14 protein-coding genes are annotated in these 17,364 nt (G+C 76.9%); 7 read left to right on the plus strand and 7 right to left on the minus strand.

Going from position 1 to position 17,364, the window contains the following annotated elements; translation table 11 throughout:
* Window positions 1-57: 57 nt before the first annotated feature.
* From cobS to ACTMS9_RS08355, 3 genes are read right to left on the minus strand one after another with little or no spacing between them, the layout of a single operon-like run.
* Entirely contained in the window at window positions 58-831 is a 774-nt protein-coding gene (cobS, locus tag ACTMS9_RS08345; RefSeq protein ID WP_441164612.1) for an adenosylcobinamide-GDP ribazoletransferase, read from the minus strand.
* Window positions 821-2,737, minus strand: a complete 1,917-nt coding sequence (locus ACTMS9_RS08350; protein WP_441164613.1) for a bifunctional adenosylcobinamide kinase/adenosylcobinamide-phosphate guanylyltransferase — start codon at window positions 2,735-2,737, stop codon at window positions 821-823. The genes cobS and ACTMS9_RS08350 overlap by 11 nt, the downstream gene beginning before the upstream one ends.
* A gap of 48 nt (window positions 2,738-2,785) precedes the next feature.
* Window positions 2,786-5,014: a protein kinase domain-containing protein gene (locus tag ACTMS9_RS08355; RefSeq protein ID WP_441164614.1), complete on the minus strand. Its 2,229-nt coding sequence runs from the start codon at window positions 5,012-5,014 to the stop codon at window positions 2,786-2,788.
* A gap of 145 nt (window positions 5,015-5,159) precedes the next feature.
* Here ACTMS9_RS08355 and ACTMS9_RS08360 point away from each other — a divergent pair, with 145 nt between their 5' ends.
* Both ACTMS9_RS08360 and ACTMS9_RS08365 read left to right on the plus strand, forming a co-directional pair.
* Window positions 5,160-5,360 (plus strand): hypothetical protein, encoded by a 201-nt coding sequence (locus tag ACTMS9_RS08360; protein WP_088961023.1) that lies wholly within the window; start codon window positions 5,160-5,162, stop codon window positions 5,358-5,360.
* Window positions 5,360-6,160, plus strand: a complete 801-nt coding sequence (locus tag ACTMS9_RS08365; protein WP_357913484.1) for a site-2 protease family protein — start codon at window positions 5,360-5,362, stop codon at window positions 6,158-6,160. Before ACTMS9_RS08360 ends, ACTMS9_RS08365 begins: the two co-directional genes overlap by 1 nt.
* Window positions 6,161-6,248: 88 nt before the next feature.
* On the opposite strand, the gene ACTMS9_RS08370 is transcribed toward ACTMS9_RS08365, so the two are convergent.
* Both ACTMS9_RS08370 and ACTMS9_RS08375 read right to left on the minus strand, forming a co-directional pair.
* Complete coding sequence (locus ACTMS9_RS08370) at window positions 6,249-7,247, minus strand: aldo/keto reductase family protein (RefSeq protein WP_441164615.1); 999 nt, start codon at window positions 7,245-7,247, stop codon at window positions 6,249-6,251.
* Between the two features lie 57 nt (window positions 7,248-7,304).
* Window positions 7,305-12,113, minus strand: a complete 4,809-nt coding sequence (locus tag ACTMS9_RS08375) for a WG repeat-containing protein (RefSeq protein WP_441164616.1) — start codon at window positions 12,111-12,113, stop codon at window positions 7,305-7,307.
* Between the two features lie 161 nt (window positions 12,114-12,274).
* Between ACTMS9_RS08375 and ACTMS9_RS08380 the strand changes: the two genes are divergently transcribed.
* From ACTMS9_RS08380 to ACTMS9_RS08390, 3 genes are read left to right on the plus strand one after another with little or no spacing between them, the layout of a single operon-like run.
* Complete coding sequence (locus tag ACTMS9_RS08380; RefSeq protein ID WP_441145368.1) at window positions 12,275-13,126, plus strand: ABC transporter permease; 852 nt, start codon at window positions 12,275-12,277, stop codon at window positions 13,124-13,126.
* Entirely contained in the window at window positions 13,119-13,931 is an 813-nt protein-coding gene (locus ACTMS9_RS08385; protein WP_441164617.1) for an ABC transporter permease, read from the plus strand. The genes ACTMS9_RS08380 and ACTMS9_RS08385 overlap by 8 nt, the downstream gene beginning before the upstream one ends.
* Window positions 13,928-14,914, plus strand: coding sequence for an ABC transporter ATP-binding protein (locus ACTMS9_RS08390; protein ID WP_441164618.1), 987 nt, complete (start codon window positions 13,928-13,930; stop codon window positions 14,912-14,914). The genes ACTMS9_RS08385 and ACTMS9_RS08390 overlap by 4 nt, the downstream gene beginning before the upstream one ends.
* A gap of 24 nt (window positions 14,915-14,938) precedes the next feature.
* Here ACTMS9_RS08390 and ACTMS9_RS08395 read toward each other — a convergent pair whose 3' ends face one another.
* Window positions 14,939-15,499 carry a helix-turn-helix domain-containing protein gene (locus ACTMS9_RS08395; RefSeq protein ID WP_441164619.1) on the minus strand — a complete coding sequence of 187 codons (561 nt, stop codon included), beginning with the start codon at window positions 15,497-15,499 and terminating at the stop codon, window positions 14,939-14,941.
* Between the two features lie 67 nt (window positions 15,500-15,566).
* On the opposite strand from ACTMS9_RS08395, the gene ACTMS9_RS08400 reads away from it, so the two are divergent.
* Both ACTMS9_RS08400 and ACTMS9_RS08405 read left to right on the plus strand, forming a co-directional pair.
* Window positions 15,567-16,385, plus strand: coding sequence for an AzlC family ABC transporter permease (locus tag ACTMS9_RS08400; protein ID WP_441145360.1), 819 nt, complete (start codon window positions 15,567-15,569; stop codon window positions 16,383-16,385).
* Complete coding sequence (locus tag ACTMS9_RS08405) at window positions 16,379-16,687, plus strand: AzlD domain-containing protein (protein WP_280841526.1); 309 nt, start codon at window positions 16,379-16,381, stop codon at window positions 16,685-16,687. Before ACTMS9_RS08400 ends, ACTMS9_RS08405 begins: the two co-directional genes overlap by 7 nt.
* A 53-nt stretch (window positions 16,688-16,740) precedes the next feature.
* Here the strand turns inward: ACTMS9_RS08405 and ACTMS9_RS08410 are convergent, their stop codons facing one another.
* Window positions 16,741-17,343, minus strand: a complete 603-nt coding sequence (locus ACTMS9_RS08410) for a DUF3043 domain-containing protein (RefSeq protein ID WP_441164620.1) — start codon at window positions 17,341-17,343, stop codon at window positions 16,741-16,743.
* Between the last annotated feature and the right edge of the window lie 21 nt (window positions 17,344-17,364).

The following is a 17,364-nucleotide window of genomic DNA, read 5'->3' on the forward strand; positions in this document are numbered from 1 at the left end:
CCGGAAGGCCGTGCCGGTGCTGTCGGGGCAAACGCTACCCGCCGCCGGGTGCCGCGTTCAGCCGGACAGCACCAGTCCCAGGTAGACCAGCGTGGTGACCACCTCGACGGTGGCGCCGAGCACGTCGCCGGTGACGCCGCCGAGCCGGCGTACCACGTGGCGCAGCAGCCCCACCGCGACGGTGAGCGCCGCCGCGACGGCGAGCGGCCCCTGCCACGGGCGGCCCGGCACCGCCGCCACCGCCGCCAGCGCGACGGCGACCGCGCCGACCGCCGGCGCCACCGGTCCCACCGTCCCGGCGACCAGCGCGCCCAACCCCTCCGGCCGGGCCGCCGGCACCCCGCGCCGGCAGGCCACCGTCACCGCGAGCCGCCCCGCCGCCGTCGCGGCCACCACGCCCGCGAGCACCGCCGGCCACGACCGCCCCGCCAGCTCCGCGAGGGCCGCCGTCTGGAGCAGGAGTACGACCACCAGCGCGACCACCCCGAACGGCCCCACGTCCGGCTTCTTCATGATCTCCAGCGCCGCCGCTCCCCGCCGGTACGACCCCAGCGCGTCCACGGTGTCGGCCAGCCCGTCCAGGTGCAGCCCGCGGGTGAGCAGGGCGGCGCAGCCCACCGTCACCCCGGCGGCGACCAGCGGGGGAGCGAACGCGGCCAACAGCAGCAGCACCCCGGCGAGCACCGCGCCGAGCAGCGCGCCGACCAACGGGGCGAGCGCCATCGCGGCGCCCGCCGTCGGGCGGTCGATCCGGCCGGCGCGCACCGGCAGTGTGGTGAAGGTGGTCAGCGCCAGCCGCAGGCCGTCGACGACCCGCGACTCAGCCGGCACGCCGGCCGGACGGGTCCGGCTCCGTGGTCGTCGGCCCCGGGCCGGCGGGCTCCGGCTCGCTGAAGTCTGGCTCGCTGAAGTCGGGCTCGGTGCCGTCCGGCTCCACGGTGGTCGGGCCGGGGCCCGCCGGTTCCGGCTCGGCGAAGTCCGGCTCGTCGGAGTCGGGGTCCCCGCCGCCGAGCCGGGGGTGCGCGGGCAGCGCGGCGGCCAGCGCCAGCACCGAGCGCAGCAGCGGCAGCGCGGTCAGCGCGTTCGCCCCCTCGCCCAGGTCCAGCCGCAGGTCCAGCAGCGGGGTCAGGCCGAGCACGTCGGCGGCGAGCCGGACCGCCGGGTGGCCGCCGTGGTCGGCCAGCACGCACCAGTGCCGGGCCTGCCCGGCCAGGTCGCGGCTGATCATGCCGGCGGCCACGCCGACCGGCCCGTCGAGCATCACCGGCAGCCGGCGGGCGGTCGCGCCGAGCAGCACGCCGGTGGCCACCGCGATGTCGCCGCCGCCCAGCTCGGCCAGCACGTCCTTGGCGTCGCGCGGGGAGCGGCGGGTCCGGTGCAGCGCGTCCCGGACCGCCGCGCAGCGGGTCATCCACGCCGCGTCGTCGATCTCGCCGCTGGCGGTGATCACCCGGCCGAGCACCGCCGGGGCCTCCGCGCCGGCGGTCGCCGCCAGCACCGCCGCGGCGGCCGCCTCCGTGCCGGCGCCGCACGCCCCCAGCACCAGCAGCTGTACGCCCGCGTCGGCGGCCTCCTCGGCCAGCCGCCAGCCGTAGCGCAGGGCCGACTCCACGGCGGCGCCGGCCAGCGCCGGCTCCTGCTCCATCGGCGCCGAGGACGGGGTGTCCACCACCTGGAGGCTGGCGCCGTTCTCGGCGGCCAGCCTCGCCAGCGCGCCCCGGCCGGCCCGCGCCTGCCGGGCCCGGCGCGACGACTCGCCGGGGACCGTGCCGGCGGCGGCGCCGCCCTGGTGGTCCCCGTGCAGCAGCAGCACCCGCACGCTCGCCCACGGGGCGGGGGTCGCGGTGCCCTGGGTGGCGGCGGCGAAGCCGACGACCCGTTCCAGCTCGCCGAAGCCGGCCCCCGCCACGTCCAGGGTGGCGAGCCGGTCGACGGCCTGCGGGCCGGCGTACTCGTCCGGCATGGGCAGCTCCATGCCGGGCTGGATGACCAGGCCGGTGGCGACCATCGGCAGCGCCATGGTCGGCGCCGCCCAGGCGGTCCCGTTGGTCTCCGCGGGTGCGGCGGGCGCGGCGGGTGCGGTCGGGGTCAGCACGTCCGGCAGCGGCGCCTCGGCCGGCGCGGCGGCGGCGGTCACGTCGTGGCGGGCCGGGCCGGCCTGGGCGGGCACCCCGGCCGCGCGCGGAGTGACGGCAGGCTTGAGCCAGGTCGGCTGACCGGCGACCACCAGCACCACGGCGTCGCAGGCGTCCGCGACGGCCCGGTTCGCCGCGCCGAGCGCGTCGGTGAAGGCCCGACCCAGCGGGGTGGTCGGCACCAGCGACAGCCCCACCTCGGGGCTGACCAGCACGATCCGCGCCTCGCTGGCGCGCACCGCCGCGGCCAGTTCGGCGATGGTGGCCACGTCGTCGGCGGGCTGGTGCGCCGGGTCGAGCAGCACCGTCACCCAGCCACCCAGGTCGTCCACCAGCAGCGTCTCGTTCGGCCCGGCGGAGGCGATCACGTCGGCCAGCCGGCGCGGGTCGTCGGCGGTCTCCTCGGTGGTCCAGCTGCCCGGCCGGCGTTCCCGGTGCGCCGCCAGCCGGGCGGCCCACTCGGTGTCGTCCGGGTCCGCGTCGGCGGAGGTCGCCACGTAGCGCACCGACGGGGCGTCACCCACCAGGGACTCGGCGAACTCCGACTTGCCCGAGCGGATACCGCCGAGCACCAGGACCGTGTTCCAGCCGTCAACGGACATGCCCGTACCTTAAAGCCGCCCGGGCTGCGGTCGCCGCCCGGCCCGGGCTCAGCCGCAGTGCTCGAATCCGCTGGCGTAGCTGGCGCCGCCGGTCGCCCCGCCCCACTTCACGCAGGTCCCGCCGGCTCCGGCGCGGACCGGGCCGGCGTAGTACTCGAACGCGCCGCTGTCGGTGGCGCGGGTCTTCCCCTGCACCTCCAGGAACGCCGACGCCGTGGTGCGCTCGCCGACCGCGGTCACCTTCATGGTGACCACGCAGTTGGCCTTGGCCGCCTCGTTCCACAGCAGGTAGACCTTTCCCCGCCGGACCCCGTTCGCGGTCAACGAGGCGGAGTCGATCACCTGGTAGCCGCTGCCGCAGACCTGGGCCGGCGTGTACGGGTTGGTCCTCGCCGGCGGGGTGGTGGTCGTCCCCGGCTGCGGAGCGGAGGTGGTGGGAGACGCGCTCGGTCCCGGGCCCGTCGTCGTGCCGGTCGACCCGGCGGTCGGCGTCGCCGAGGCCGGCCGGGAGCCGGTGGCGCTCGCGCTGGGCCTCGGCTTCCCGCCCCGGGTGCTGACGCTCGGGCCCGGCAGCACCGGTGCCGCCGACTCCGACTCGGCGGTCAGCGCCGGGCCGCCCCGGGCGGGCTCGTCGGGCTGGAGCGCCACCACGGCGGCCACGGCGGCCACCACGGCCACCACCCCGCCCGCCGCGCCGGCCAGGGCGAGCCGGCGCCGCCGGGCCGCGCCGCCGGCCCGGTCCTCCCGGGTCGGGGTGGTCTCCGGTACGACGAACCGGCTGGGGTAGCCGGCGGGCGGGGTCGCCTGCTGGCCGCCCACCACGGCCGGGTACGGCCCGCCCGGATACGGCTGCCCGGGGGCCGGGAAGGGCGCGCCAGCCGGGTGCCCGGTCGGAGCGGGTGTGCCGCCCGCCGGTGTGGCGGGTGGGCCGCTCTGCTGCCACCGCGGCGCCACGGTTCCGGGGCCGACGCCAATCCCCTCACCGCCCAGTTGCCCCGCCGGCGTAGCGCCACCGTGGGCGGGCCCGGGTCCGCGTCCGTGCCCTGGGCCGGCAACCTGTGCCGGGCCGGTTCCAGGCCCGGCGGGCGGGAGGGGAGCAGCGCCCGGGCCGGAACGCCGGTCGGGGCCGGCGGGCGGCGCGGGTGGCGTGGAGACCGCGCCGGACAGCGCCCCGGTCCCCGCGGCGGGCGGCGTCGGCGGTCCGGCCGGAAGTGCTCCCGAGCCGGTCCCCGTGCCGGTGTCCCGCGCTCCGGCGGACGCCGCCTTCGACGGGTCGCCCGCCGGGCCGGACGGCGTCAACGGGCCGGACGGCGTCAACGGGCCGGACGGCGTCAACGGGCCGGACGGCGTCAACGGGCCGGACGGCGTCAACGGCCCGGTCGGCGCCGGCAGGGCCGGACCCGCCAGCGCCCACGGCGGACGCGGCGGCACCCGCAGCACGGCCAGCGTGGCGTCCCGGGCGTCCAGGGCGGCGTCGGCCAGGGCCGCGGCGCTGGGCCAGCGGTCACCGGGGCTCTTGGCCAGGGCCCGCGCGACCACCTCGGCCACCGCCGGCGGGGTGCCCGGCGGCAGCGGCGCCGGCTCCTCCTGGGCGTGCCGCAGCGCCACCTGCAACGGGTTCTCCCCGACGAACGGCGGCTGCCCGGTCAGGCAGTAGTAGGCGACCGCCCCGAGCGCGTAGACGTCGGTGGCCGCCGAGACCGGCTGGCCGACCGCCTGCTCCGGCGACATGTACGAGGCCGTGCCGAGCACCATGTGCGCGGCGGTCAGCGAAGCCATCGTGCTGGACCGGGCGATGCCGAAGTCGACCAGCACCACCGTCCCGTCCCGCTTCACCAGCAGATTGCCCGGCTTGACGTCCCGGTGCACGATGCCGGCGGTGTGCGCGGCGTGCAGCGCGGCGGCGGCCTGCGCCACCACCGACATGGTCGACGTCGGGTCGAGCCGGCCGGCGCGCCGGATCCAGGTGACCAGCGGCTCGCCGTCGACGTACTCCATCACCAGGTAGCTGACCTGGCTGCCGTCGGCCAGCGTCGCCGAGCCGAAGTCGTGCACCGCGACGATGCCCGGATGCCGCAGGGCCGCCATCATCCGGGCCTCGGCGTGGAACCGGCTGGTGAACTCCGGGTCCTCCACCAGCGCCGGGAGCAGCACCTTCACCGCCACCTCGCGGTCCAGCAACGTGTCGACACACCGCCAGACCGCGCCCATGCCGCCGGTCGCCACCCGTTCGCCCAGCCGGTACCGGTTGCTGAGCACCACTCCTTGAGTCAGCACCGCGCCACCGTACCGGCCGGGGACACTCATGGTGATCACCGGCCGGCCCCGGCGGGGGTGAGCGTCGGGCCGGCGCGCGGACGGCCGACTACGCTTGCGGGGGTCCGTCCCCGGGGGACGGTGTAGCGGCGAGGGGAGACGCGGCATGGCGTGGAGCTGGCGGTACGAGGGCGCGAACGGCGCGTCGGTCGATGGACCGGCGGAGTCGTTCGGCAGTCAGGCGGACGCCGAATCGTGGATCGGCCAGACCTGGCGGGAGCTCGCGGCGTCCGGCGTCACCTCGGTCGCGCTCGTGGAGGACGACCGGGTGGAGTACCGGATGAGCCTGCTCCCGACGGCGGAGTGATGGGCTACGACCGCCCGGGCGGCGAGCCGCTCGTGCTCGGCGTGCCCCGGGCGGCGTTCCGGCCCAGCCCGGTCTTCCTGGCCCTGGTCGCGCTCTTCGTGGCCAGCGGGGTGATGGCCTGGAACCGGTTCGGCAACGTCAAGTTCGACGTGTTCCTCTTCGTGGTCTCGGGCTGGCTGGTCTCGCTCTGCCTGCACGAGTACGCCCACGCGGTGGTCGCGTTCCGGGCCGGCGACCGGGACATCGCCCACCGGGGCTACCTGACGTTGAACCCGTTCAAGTACACCCACCCGCTGCTGTCGATCGTGCTGCCGGTGGTGGTGGTGCTGCTCGGCGGCATCGGCCTGCCCGGCGGCGCGGTCTGGGTGGACCGGCACGCCATCCCGGGCCGGCTACGGCACACCCTGGTCAGCCTCGCCGGCCCGGCCACCAACGTGCTGTTCACGCTGCTGCTGGTGGCGGCGCTGCGGATCGGCACGGGGACCGTCGGCGGGCCGATCGAGTTCTGGGCCGGGGTGGCGCTGCTGACGTTCCTCCAGCTCACCGCGAGCGTGCTCAACCTGCTCCCGGTGCCCGGACTGGACGGCGGCAACATGATCCAGCCCTGGCTGAACCCGCAGTGGCGGCGGATGTACGACATGTTCGCCCCGTACGGCTTCATCCTGCTCTTCGCGCTGCTGTGGAACCCGCGCATCGGCGGCTGGTTCTTCGACGCGGTCTTCGCGATCGGCGACCTGCTCGGCCTGCCGAGCTGGCTCTACGGCCTGGGGCTGGACCTGATCCGCTTCTGGCAGGGCTGAGTCCGCCGAGCCGGCGGGGCGCTGCGCGGCCGGCGTACCCGGGGAAGAGCCCGGGCCGGCGCGGACGCCGCGCCGGCCCGGGGGAGCGTCACGGCCGCTGGGCCGGGCTCTCGGTCTTCGCCGCGTCTCGCTCGGTGACCGGCTCGACGATCTCGTCGATCGCCTTGAGCAGGTCGGCGTCGAGCTTCACGCCGGCCGCCTTGACGTTGTCGTGCACCTGCTCGGGGCGGGACGCCCCGACGATCGCCGACGAGACGTTCGGGTTCTGCAGCACCCAGGCGATGGCGAGCTGCGGCATGGTCAGCCCGGCCTGCTCGGCCAGCGGCTTGAGCCGCTGCACCCGGGTCAGCACCTCGTTGGTCAGCCACTGGGCGATGAACCCGGCGCCGGACTTCTCGTCGGTGGCGCGGGAGCCGGCCGGCGGCGGCTGGCCCGGCAGGTACTTGCCGGAGAGCACACCCTGGGCCATCGGCGACCAGACGATCTGCCCGATGCCCAGCTCCTCGCTGGTCGGGACGACCTCGGTCTCGATGACCCGCCAGAGCATCGAGTACTGCGGCTGGTTGGACACCAGCGGGATGCGCAGCTCGCGAGCGAGCTGGTGGGCCTCGCGGATCTGCGAGGCCTTCCACTCCGAGACGCCGATGTAGTGCGCCTTGCCGGCGTGCACGATGTCGGCGAACGCCGACATCGTCTCCTCCAGCGGGGTGCTGTAGTCGTACCGGTGGGCCTGGTAGAGGTCCACGTAGTCGGTGCGCAGCCGGCGCAGCGAGCCGTCGATCGACTCCATGATGTGCTTGCGGGACAGGCCCCGGTCGTTGCGGCCCGGCCCGGTCGGCCAGTAGACCTTGGTAAACACCTCGAGGCCCTCCCGGCGCTCGCCCGCGAGGGCCTTGCCGAGCACCTCCTCGGCGCGGGTGCCGGCGTAGACGTCGGCGGTGTCGAAGGTGGTGATGCCGGTGTCCAGGGCCGCGCGGACGCAGGCCAGCGCCGCGTCCTCCTCGACCTGCGAACCGTGGGTGATCCAGTTGCCGTACGAGATCTCGCTGACCATCAGGCCGGAACGGCCCAGGTGTCGGAATTCCATGCCCCGACCCTAGTCCGCTCCGATCATGACCACGGGACGGCGCGGCGGCGGCGTGGTTCAGAGCACCGGATGCGCGTCGGTCAGCAGCAGGTCGATCTCGGCCAGCACCGCGTCCGGGCCGGGGTGCACCGGGTCGATGAGCGGCTCGCCCCGCCGGTCCAGCGCGCCCCACCGGCCGGTGCGGTCGTTGGCCAGGAACGCCACCGGGTGGATCACCAGATCCGGGTGGGCCGGTGCGACCAGCACCCGGCCCGTGCGGTCCACCACGCCCCGGAAGCCGCCCAGTTCCACCACGGCCAGCCCCTCGTCGGTGAAGCCGTCGAGCCGGCGGCCGTCGGCCAGCGCGGTGCGGAAGCCGTGGTAGCGGGTCGGGACGACCAGCCGGCCGTTGCGGTCCACCGCGCCCCAGCCGCCCCGGCGCACCGCGGCGACCCCGGCGGTGAACGGCCGGGCGTCCTCGAAGCCCGCCGGCACCACCACGGTGTCCTCGGAGTCGATCGCCATCCAGTCCGCCTCGCCGCGGCGCGAGACCCAGGCCAGACCGTCGGAGAAGGCCCGCACCGCCGCGTACGAGGGGCCGATCAGGGTGCGGCCGGCCTCGTCGATCAGCTCCCAGCCCGGGGCGTCGGGGCGGCGTACCCAGGCCAGGCCCTCGCGGAACGGCTGCGCCTCGGCGTACCGGTAGTCGAGGACCAGCTCGCCGTCGGCGTCCGCGTACCCCCACCGGCCCAGGCCGCCGTCGAGCGTGGGCACCGGGGAGGTGCGCCCACGCAGCACCTCCTCCCGGCTGCGGGGGTACGGCCCGAAGCCGGCCCGGGCGGCGGCCCGGGTGTGCACCGCGTCCAGGCAGACCCGGATCCGCTCGGTCAGCTCCGGGTCGTCGGCCCGGCGCAGGTCCAGGGCGCGCTCGAAGTGCTCGCAGGCCTCCATCAGCCGGCCCTGGTCGTAGCAGGAGCGGCCGGCGTGCTCGTGCAGCGCCGCCCGCAGCCGGTCCGGCAGCTCGGCCGAGTTGGCCTCGGCGAAGAGCCGGTCCGCCTCGGCGAACTCGCCCTTCCAGCGCAGCACCTCCGCCAGCCGGGCCCGGGCCAGCGCGGTTCGCCGCAGCTCGCCGGTCGCCTCCGCGTAGGTGAGGGCGAGCCGGCCGTCGGCGAGCGCGTCGTCCAGGTCGTGGACGACCCGGGAGACCACCGCGCGCAGGCTGAGCAGCCGCGCCCGGGCCCGGTTGTCCAGGGACGCGCCGAGCTTCTCGGTCAGCCGCCGGCGTAGCGTCCGCAGCTCGTCGGCGTCGTCGACGACCTCGCGCAGCGTCTCGGGGTCCAGCCGCCACCGGTACGCGGCCAGGACCTGCTCCGGGTCGGCCGGCGGTTCGTCCGGCACGGTGGTGGTGGTCTCCGGGGCGGTGGTGGCCGGCGGGTCCGCCGGGGCCGGCTCCGCCTCGGCGACCAGCGGCGCAGTCACGTCGGCCGGCGGGGTGGCCGTGTCGGCCGGGTCCGGGTCGGGTGCCGCTTCGGTGGTGGCGGCGGCGACCGGGGGCGTCGGAACGAGCCCGGCGGACTGCTCCGGAGCGGTGGCGGGCGGCGTCGACGCCTCGGGTGCGGTCGGACCCGCACCGGTCGGCGACGGCGGAGCCGAGACCGGATGGACGGGCTCCTCGTCGGTGTCCACCCCGGAAGGCGGGGACTCGGGTTCGCCGGACGGGGCGTCGGCCACCGGCGACGGGACTTCCGGCACCGGCCGGGCGGACCGCTCGGGCGTGCCGGCCGGCGGTGCGGAGACGGGTCGGGTCGACGTGCTGACGGCGTCCGGTCCGACCGTTGCGGCCGGGTCGGGCTCGGCCGGCGTTGCGGTGACCGGTCGGGCCGGTTCGGCTGCGTCGGACGCGTCTGATTCGGCCGTACCGGCCGCCCAGTTGTCGGCCGGTGGCACGGAGACGGGTCGGGCCCTCTCCAGAGCCTCGGCCGGTGGCGCGGAGATCGGTCGGACCGGCTCCAGGGCATCGGCGGGAGGTGCGGAGATGGGCCGGGGCGACTCCACAGCGGCGTCCGCCGGCGGCGCGGACACCGGGACCGACGGCCCCGGGATCTCGGCCCAGGGCGCGGAGGTGGGGTGGTGGGCGTCGTCGGAAGCCGGGCCGGCGGGAGCGTCCGAAGGCACCGGTGGTGCCGAGCGCGGCCGGACCGCCGCCGCGTCATGGTGGGCCGCGGGGACCGGTGCCGGCGCGGCGGAGGTCCCCGGCGCGGACGCGGTGGCCTCGGCCGGCAGCGGTGCGGCAATCTCGTCGGCGGTGTCCCGCTCCGGCGTCGGAGCCGCGGGCTCGACCGGTGCGGCGGCCGGCCCGGAGCCGGCCGCGACCGGAGGCGCCGCTGCCGGTGCCGTGACGTCGGACGCGGCCCGGTCGGCGACCGGCCGGAACGCCGGCGGCGCGGAGACCGGCCGGTACGGATCGTCGTCCGGCGACGGCACGGGGGACCGCTCGTCCGAGGGGTGGGTGGCCTCGGCCGGCTGCCCGGGCGGCGCGGACACCGGGGCTGCCGACCGGGACGCGTCCCGGGGCGGATCGACCGGGGTCGGCCGGTCCGCGTCCGGGGACGGGCGGGCCGCCGGCGCGGACGGGCCCGCCGCGCCGGACGGGGCGGACACCGGGCGGTCGTCGGCCTCGTCGGCCGGCGTCGGGCGGGCAGGCCGGAACCACGCCTCGGAACTGTTCGGTGCCGTGCTGCGGGCCACCGGCGGCACGGGAGCGGTGGGCTGCGGCGCCGGCGGGATGTAGCGGCGCGGCTTGTCCGGCGTGATCTCCAGCGACGGGCCGGCGGCCGAGCCCGTGCTCGCCGGGGTGGACGGCGCGGGGGCCGGGCCGGCGGGCCGCTGCGGGGCGACCCGGGCCTCGGGCGGCGGGGGCGGGCCGACGGGCGGCCCGGAGACCGGCCGGTGGCCGACGGACGGTCCCGGCACGGGCTGGTGCCCGACGGGCGCTCCCGACACCGGGCGTCGGTCGGGCGTCGGACCGGGCGTCGGCTGCTGGCCGGGGAACGGCCGGCCGTGCGCCGGCGGCACCCGGTCGTCGGCGGGGTACCGGAACCCCGCACCGGGGGCACCGGAGACCGGTCGCGCGTCGGCCGGAGGCGCGGACGCCGGCCGGTGGTCGGCCGGGACGGGGCGCTGGGCGGTCGGGCCGGCATCGCCGGGCGCGATGGGGCGCGCCACGCCCTCCTGGCCGGGCCGGAACTCAGACCGCGGCCGGGCCGCCGGGGGCGACGAGATCGGCGCGTCCCGGTCCGGGCCGGGCGGGGCCGAGGTGGGTCGGTCGTCGCGGGTCCGGCCCGGTGAGCCGCCGGTGGCCGGTGGCGCGGGGCGCGGCGGACCGGAGACCGGGGGCATGGTCCCGGCGAAGGGCGGCGTGCCGGCGGCGCGGGGCGGGAACTGGTCCCGGCCGTGCGGGGCACGCGAATCGGCGACCGGGCGGACGGGAGCGCCGGAGACCGGCGCGCCCGAGGTGGGGGCGGGGGAGACGGGTGTGGCCGGGGCCGGGCCGCCGGACGACGGCGCCCCGGAGACCGGCGCGGGAGAGATCGGACGCACCGGGCCGTGGGCGGCGGGCCGCTCCTCGTGCCAAGAGGGGCGGGCGGGCCGCTGCTCCGGGTGCCGGCCGTGTTCCGGGCCGGGGCCGCCCCGGCCGTCGCGGTCCGCGCCGGGCCGGCTCCACTGCTCGCGGTACGCCTCGGCGGGCGGCGTCGCCTCGCGCGGCCGGCGGTCCGGGTACGCCTCGGCGCGGGCGGCCGCCTCGCGCGACGGTCCCCGCTCCTCGGGGTGGCGGCGCTCGTCGTACCCGCGCTGCCAGCGCTCGTCCGACCCTCGGGACGAAGGGCGGCGCGCGTCGTCGTACCCGTTCGGCGCGGGCCGCTGTTCGGCGTACCCGTTCGGTGCCGGCCGCTGTTCGGCGTACCCGTTCGGGGTGGGGCGGTCCGCGTAACCGTTCGGTCCGGGTCGGTGGCCCGCGTGATCGCGGGCGGGCGGGCGGTCGTCGTATCCGGGCGGGCCCGGCGGGCGCTCGTCGTGGCGCGCCGGGCGGCGCTCGTCCGGCTCGCGGTACCGGCCGGGGACCTCCTGGTCGGGGCGGGTCCGCCGGTCGGCCGGGAACTGCTCGTGACCGTCCCGCCGGCGGCCGTCGTCGGCCGGACGGCGGTCGTACCCGGTGCCGGGCCGGCGCGCCGGCGGCGCCTCGTCGGGTTCGGGCACCCAGCCGGGCTCGACGCCACGGGCCGGCTCGTGCCTGGGCCCGGGGGAGACCGGGGCGACGCCCGGGGCGGGGCGCTGCGGACGGCCGTCGTACCGGTCGGCGGCGCCCCGGTCGCGGTGCCACGCCGCCTCGCGCGGTCGGTCGGCGCCCTCGCGTGGCCGGTCGGCACCTTCGCGTGGCCGATCGGCGACATCGGGGTGGCGGTCGGCCCAGGCGGTACGGGCGGTGCGCGGGGCCGGGGCCTCCGGCTCCGGCCGGCGGCGCTCGCGCTGCCAGGTCAGGTCGGAGGCCGGCCGCCGGTACAGGTCGTCGTCGCGCCGGTGCGCCTCGTCGGCGTGGGGCTGCGGATCGGCGACCGGGGGGCCGCCCCAGCGCGGCGGTTCCTCGTCGTGGTCGTCCCAGGACCGCCCGAGGTACGTCCCGTCGGGACGGGTCGGGGCGAGCGGCGGCACCTCGGCCCGGCCGACCACGGCGGCCCGCCCGCGCGGGGGCGGTGCCGGGAGGTGCCGGGCGCCGATGTCGCCGGGGTAGCGCTGGCCGGGGAACTGCGGCTGCCACTCGGTGGTCGGCTCGACGACCCAGGAGGGCTCGGCCGGGTCGTGCCAGCGGTCGCGGTAGCCGCCCGTCATCGAGGGCCCTCGTCGCCGCCCGTGCGGCGCGGCCCGATGCCCGGCTCGCGTCGCTCGCTCACGGCGGTGTCACCTCGTTGGAAATTGTCGTGCCGGGGCCTCCACCTGCCGGTAGAGTCGCCCGACCCGGCACGGCATGGCTGCGGATGGAGGGTAACGGCGTGGGCTCGGTCACCGCCACTGTGGCACCGTCCACGGACTCAAACGTTATCCTATGGTTTCGGACATTTTGGGCGATATCCCGATCCGGCTTCCGACGATACGCCACCTATCGTCAGGCCGCGCTGGCCGGTGCCGTCACCAACTCCGTCTTCGGGTTCCTGCACTGCTACGTGCTGCTCGCGGCGGCCGGGACCGCCGGCAGCGTCGGCGGGTACGACCGGGCCCAGCTCGCCACCTTCGTCTGGGTCGCGCAGGGCCTGCTGGCGGTGATCCTGCTGTGGGGCTGGAGCGACCTGGCCGACCGGATCCGCACCGGTGACATCGCCGGCGACCTGCTCCGCCCGGTGCACCCGGTGACCAGCTACCTCGCCACCGACCTGGGCCGCGCCGGGTACGCCGTGCTGGCCCGCTTCCTGCCGCCGCTGCTCATCGGCCCGCTCTTCTTCGACGTGTACCTGCCCACCCGCTGGTCGACCCTGCCGCTCTTCGGTGTCTCCGTGGTCACCGCGCTGGTGCTCTGCTTCGGCTGCCGGTACCTGGTCAACGCCACGGCGTACTGGTTGCAGGACGTCCGCGGCCCGATGATCCTCTGGACGCTCGGATCGGGTGTGCTGGCCGGGCTCTACTTCCCGCTGCGCTTCCTGCCCGAGCCGCTCCAGCTCGCCCTCTGGCTCGGGACGCCCTTCCCGAGCCTGCTCCAGACCCCGCTGGACGTGCTGGTCGAGCGCGACCCGCCGGCCACCCAGCTCGGGCTGGTCGCCCTTCAGCTCTGCTGGGCGGTGCTGATCCTGGCCGCCTGCCGGCTGGTGCAGCGCCGGGCCGAACGGCGGCTGGTGGTGCAGGGTGGCTGAGGTTGGCGGCGCGGCCACCGCGTACCGGGCGCTGCTGCGGGCGCAGGCGAGGTCGCAGACGGCGTACCGGACGTCGTTCGTGGTGGACCTGCTGGGCAACGTCGGGGCCACCGTCTTCGACGTGGTCACCGTCCTGGTGCTCTACGGGGTGACCCACGAGCTGGGCGGCTTCACCCTTCGCGAGACGCTGGTGATGGTCGGCCTCTCCTCCTGCGCCTTCGCCACCGCCGACCTGCTGGTCGGCAACATCGAGCGGCTGCCGCGGTACGTGCGCACCGGGCTGCTCGACGCGGTGCTGCTGCGACCGCTCGGCGCGCTGCCCCAGCTGCTGCTGATGGACCTGCCGCTGCGCAAGGTGTCCCGGGCGCTGTTCGGCCTGGCCGTGCTGGTGGTGGCGCTGGCCACCGCCGGAATCGACTGGACGCCCGGCCGGGTGGTGCTGGCCGTCGTCGCCCCGCTGGCCGGGGTGGTCTTCTTCGGCTCCCTCTTCGTGGCCACCGCCACCGTCTCGTTCTACTGGGTGGAGTCGGGGGAGCTGGCCAACTCGGTCACCTACGGTGGACGGGACTTCACCTCGTACCCGGTCACGATCTTCGAGGGCTGGTTCCGGGCGGCCTTCGCGTACGGGCTGGGATTCGCCTTCGTCAGCTACCAGCCGGCGCTGGCGCTACTCGGCCGGGCCGACCCGCTGGGCCTGCCGGCCTGGGCCGGCTGGGCCGCGCCCGGGGTCGCGCTGGTCGCCGCCGCCGGCGCGGCGGCGGCCTGGCGCGTCGGTGTCCGCCACTACCGGAGCACGGGGTCATGAGCCTGGTGATCGACGCGCAGGGGCTGCGCAAGGAGTTCACGGTCCGGGTCAAGGTCGGCCGGCTGCGCCGCGAGAAGCGGACGGTCACCGCCGTCGACGGCGTGGACCTGCGGGTGGAGCGCGGCGAGACGCTCGGCTACATCGGCCCGAACGGGGCGGGCAAGTCCACCACCCTGAAGATGCTCACCGGCGTGCTGACCCCCTCCGCCGGGCAGGTACGCGTCTGCGGGCTGCGCCCGGTCGCCCAGCGCACCCGGCTGGCCCTCGGCATCGGCGTGGTTTTCGGTCAGCGCTCCCAGCTCTGGTGGGACCTGCCGCTGCGCGACTCGTTCGACCTGCTCCGGCACGTCTACCGGGTGCCGGCCGGCGACCACGCGACCCGGCTGCGCCGCTGCCGCGCGCTGCTGGACCTCGACGAGTTCCTGGACACCCCGGTGCGGCAGCTCTCCCTCGGGCAGCGGATGCGCGGGGAGCTGACCGCCGCCCTCCTGCACGGCCCGCGGGTGCTCTTCCTCGACGAGCCCACCATCGGCCTGGACGTGGTGAGCAAGCAGGCCGTCCGCGACTTCCTCGGCGAGCTGCGCCGGGCCGGCGACACCACGCTGGTGCTCACCACCCACGACCTGGCCGACATCGAGCGGCTCTGCCGGCGGCTCGTGGTGATCGACCACGGCCGGGTGGTGCACGACGGCTCGATCGCCGCCCTGCACAGCCGGTACGGCTCCCGCCGGCTGGTCGTCGCCGAGCTGGACACCGCGCTGGCCACCCCGCCGACGCTGCCCGGCGCGCCGCTGGAACGCATCGAGGCGGACGGGCGCCGGCTGGTCTACGCCTGCGAGTCGGCCGGCGCGGCGGAGGTGGTGGCCGGGCTCGCCGGTCTGGCCACACTCCGCGACATCTCGATCGTCGAGCCGGACATCGAGGAGGTGGTGACCCGGCTCTACCGGTCCCCGGCGAGCCGGGCGGCCCCGGTCACCGGCTGACCCTGGGCCCGGCCGCGGCGGCGGTCAGGGGTGCTCCATCACGAGGACGGCGAAGGTGCCGGGCGCCAGCGCCTCGTACCGGTGCGGCGCGTCGCCGGGGAACGTCGCGTAGTCGCCCGGACCGAGTTCGACCAGGTCCGGCTCCGGGCCGACCCGCATCCGGCCGGCGGCGACCACGATGTGCTCGACGCTGCGCGGCGTGTGCGGTTCGGCGATGCGGACCGCCCCCGGCTCGAGCTCCATCAGGTAGACGTCGCGCCGGCTGTGCGCCGAGCCGGCGGCGAGCAGGGTGGCGGCGAAGTCGGCGTGCTCCGAGCGGACCCGGGGGCCCTCGCCGGCCCGGATGACCCGGACGGTGGCCGCGGGTGGCTCGACCAGGCGGCTGAACGGTACGCCGAGTGCGACTCCCAGCGCCCACAGCGTCTCGACGCTCGGGTTGCCCACCCCGGATTCGAGGTGGGACAGGGTGGACTTGGCGATGCCGGCGCGGCGGGCCAGCTCGGTCAGCGAGATGCCGGCCCGCTCGCGCTCGCGACGCAGGGCGGCGGCGATGGTGGCCAACGGCGGAGCGGGTTCTCCGGCCATTTGTTCGCTCCAGAGGTCTGTTTGTTCGGTTTGACGAACACGGGGGCTGTGTTCATCATAATGGACCATGCGTACGGTAGAGCGAACGGCCGGCAGCGGCATGCTCCGCGATGTCGCCGCCATCGGCGCGGCGATGATCGCGGTCGGCGCCTCCTTCGGCGCGGTCGCCGTCGCCGCCGGCCTGCCCGCCTGGGCGACCGTCGCGATGTCGGTGCTGGTCTACGCCGGCGGAGCCCAGTTCATGGCAGTGGGGCTGGTGGCGGCCGGCAGCCCGCTCGCCGCCGTCCTGGCCGGCCTGCTGCTCAACGCCCGGCACCTGCCGTTCGGCCTGACCCTGGGCGACAGCCTCGGCGGGCAGCGCTGGCGGCGGCTGGTCGGCAGCCATCTGATGACCGACGAGGCGACCGCGTTCGCGCTGGCCCGACCGGCCGGCCCCGCGCGCCACCGGGCGTTCTGGCTCGCCGGGGCGCTGCTCTTCCTGGCCTGGAACGCCGGCACCCTGCTCGGCGTGCTCGCTGGTGGGGCGGTCGGTGACCCGACCACCCTGGGGCTGGACGCCGCGTTCCCGGCCGGGCTGACCGCCCTGCTGCTGCCAACGCTGCGGGACCGGGAGACCCGTCAGGTCGCGCTCTCCGGCGCTGCGCTTGCGGTGCTCGCCACGCCGGTGCTGCCGGCCGGGCTGCCGGTGCTGCTCGCGCTCACTGGCCTGGTCGTGCCGTTGGTACGCCGCCACCGGCAAGGCCAGGCAGCGGTCGGCCCGGGCCCGGAGAGCGGAGCGGACGCCCCGGCCACCGTCGGTTCGCTCGCAGGAAGCGGACCCGCCGACGGGCTCGCCCGGGAAGCCGGCCCGGGACAGGCCGTCCGGACGGAGGAGACCTCGTGCTGATCGCCGTGATCCTTGCCCTGGCCGCGGGAACGTACGGCTTCCGGGTCGCCGGAGTGCTGCTGCGGGACCGGCTGGACCTGCCCGAGTGGTCCCGGCGGTTGCTGCCGGTCGGGGCCGCCGCCCTGCTGGCCGCGCTGGCCGCGACCGCCGCGCTGACCGAGGCGGGCGGCTTCGCCGGCTACGCCCGGCCGGCGGGCGTGCTGGTCGGGGTGCTGCTCGCCTGGCGGCGGGCACCGTTCGTCCTGGTGGTGGTCGCGGCGGCCGGCACCACGGCCCTGCTGCGCCTGCTCGGGGTGCAATGACGAAGCCCCTCCCCGCTTACGCCGGGAAGGGGCCAGGTCCGGACCGGGTGGGGTCAGATCTTGTCGCCGATGTTGACCTGCGGCGCGGGCGCCCGCATCCGGCGGAAGGTGATCGAGCGCATGATCGCGTAGAGGTAGAGCGACCCCATCCGCTCGCCGCTGTTCGGGAAGCGCTCCCGCACCAGCTTCCTGATCTTGCGAGAGATCAGGATCGAGTCGATCACCACACCGAGGGCGAGCGCACCCCAGACGATGTTCGACGCCAGCCGGATCGCCGGCGGCATGGCCTGGTTGGAGCCGATCAGCACGATCAGCGCACCACCGAAGAACCAGGTGCCGACCGTACGCCGGGAGTCGACCACGTTGCGGGCCAGCAGCCGCTCCGGGCCGCGGTCGCGCGGGCCGCCCTCGCGGCGGAACTCCGCCGCCGCCTCGGCGCGGGCCAGCCGGCGCTGCTCCCGCGCCTCCTCCTTGGTCAGCGGCTTCGTCGGCCCGGCGGGGCGACGACCGGCGACCGGCCGCTTCGGGGTCTCTCGGCCCAGTTCCTTCTTGCTCGGGGTGTAGCCCCGGGGGTGCGCGGAGGGCTGCTCCTCGGTCACCACGTCGGTGGCGGAGGAGTCGGGGTCGGCGGACTTGCGGCGAAACAGCGACGGCACGAGGTGAAGGGTAGCCAAACG

Source organism: Micromonospora sp. L31 (assembly GCF_052068075.1).
Lineage (GTDB): Bacteria > Actinomycetota > Actinomycetes > Mycobacteriales > Micromonosporaceae > Micromonospora > Micromonospora purpureochromogenes.

Bases quoted from the DNA above. Each gene is read 5' to 3' on its own strand.
- ACTMS9_RS08350 (WP_441164613.1), bottom strand. From the start codon at position 2,737: ATGTCCGTTGACGGCTGGAACACGGTCCTGGTGCTCGGCGGTATCCGC.
- ACTMS9_RS08360 (WP_088961023.1), top strand. From the start codon at position 5,160: ATGGCGTGGAGCTGGCGGTACGAGGGCGCGAACGGCGCGTCGGTCGAT.
- ACTMS9_RS08365 (WP_357913484.1), top strand. From the start codon at position 5,360: ATGGGCTACGACCGCCCGGGCGGCGAGCCGCTCGTGCTCGGCGTGCCC.
- ACTMS9_RS08370 (WP_441164615.1), bottom strand. From the start codon at position 7,247: ATGGAATTCCGACACCTGGGCCGTTCCGGCCTGATGGTCAGCGAGATC.
- ACTMS9_RS08375 (WP_441164616.1), bottom strand. From the start codon at position 12,113: ATGACGGGCGGCTACCGCGACCGCTGGCACGACCCGGCCGAGCCCTCC.
- ACTMS9_RS08390 (WP_441164618.1), top strand. From the start codon at position 13,928: ATGAGCCTGGTGATCGACGCGCAGGGGCTGCGCAAGGAGTTCACGGTC.
- ACTMS9_RS08395 (WP_441164619.1), bottom strand. From the start codon at position 15,499: ATGGCCGGAGAACCCGCTCCGCCGTTGGCCACCATCGCCGCCGCCCTG.
- ACTMS9_RS08400 (WP_441145360.1), top strand. From the start codon at position 15,567: ATGCGTACGGTAGAGCGAACGGCCGGCAGCGGCATGCTCCGCGATGTC.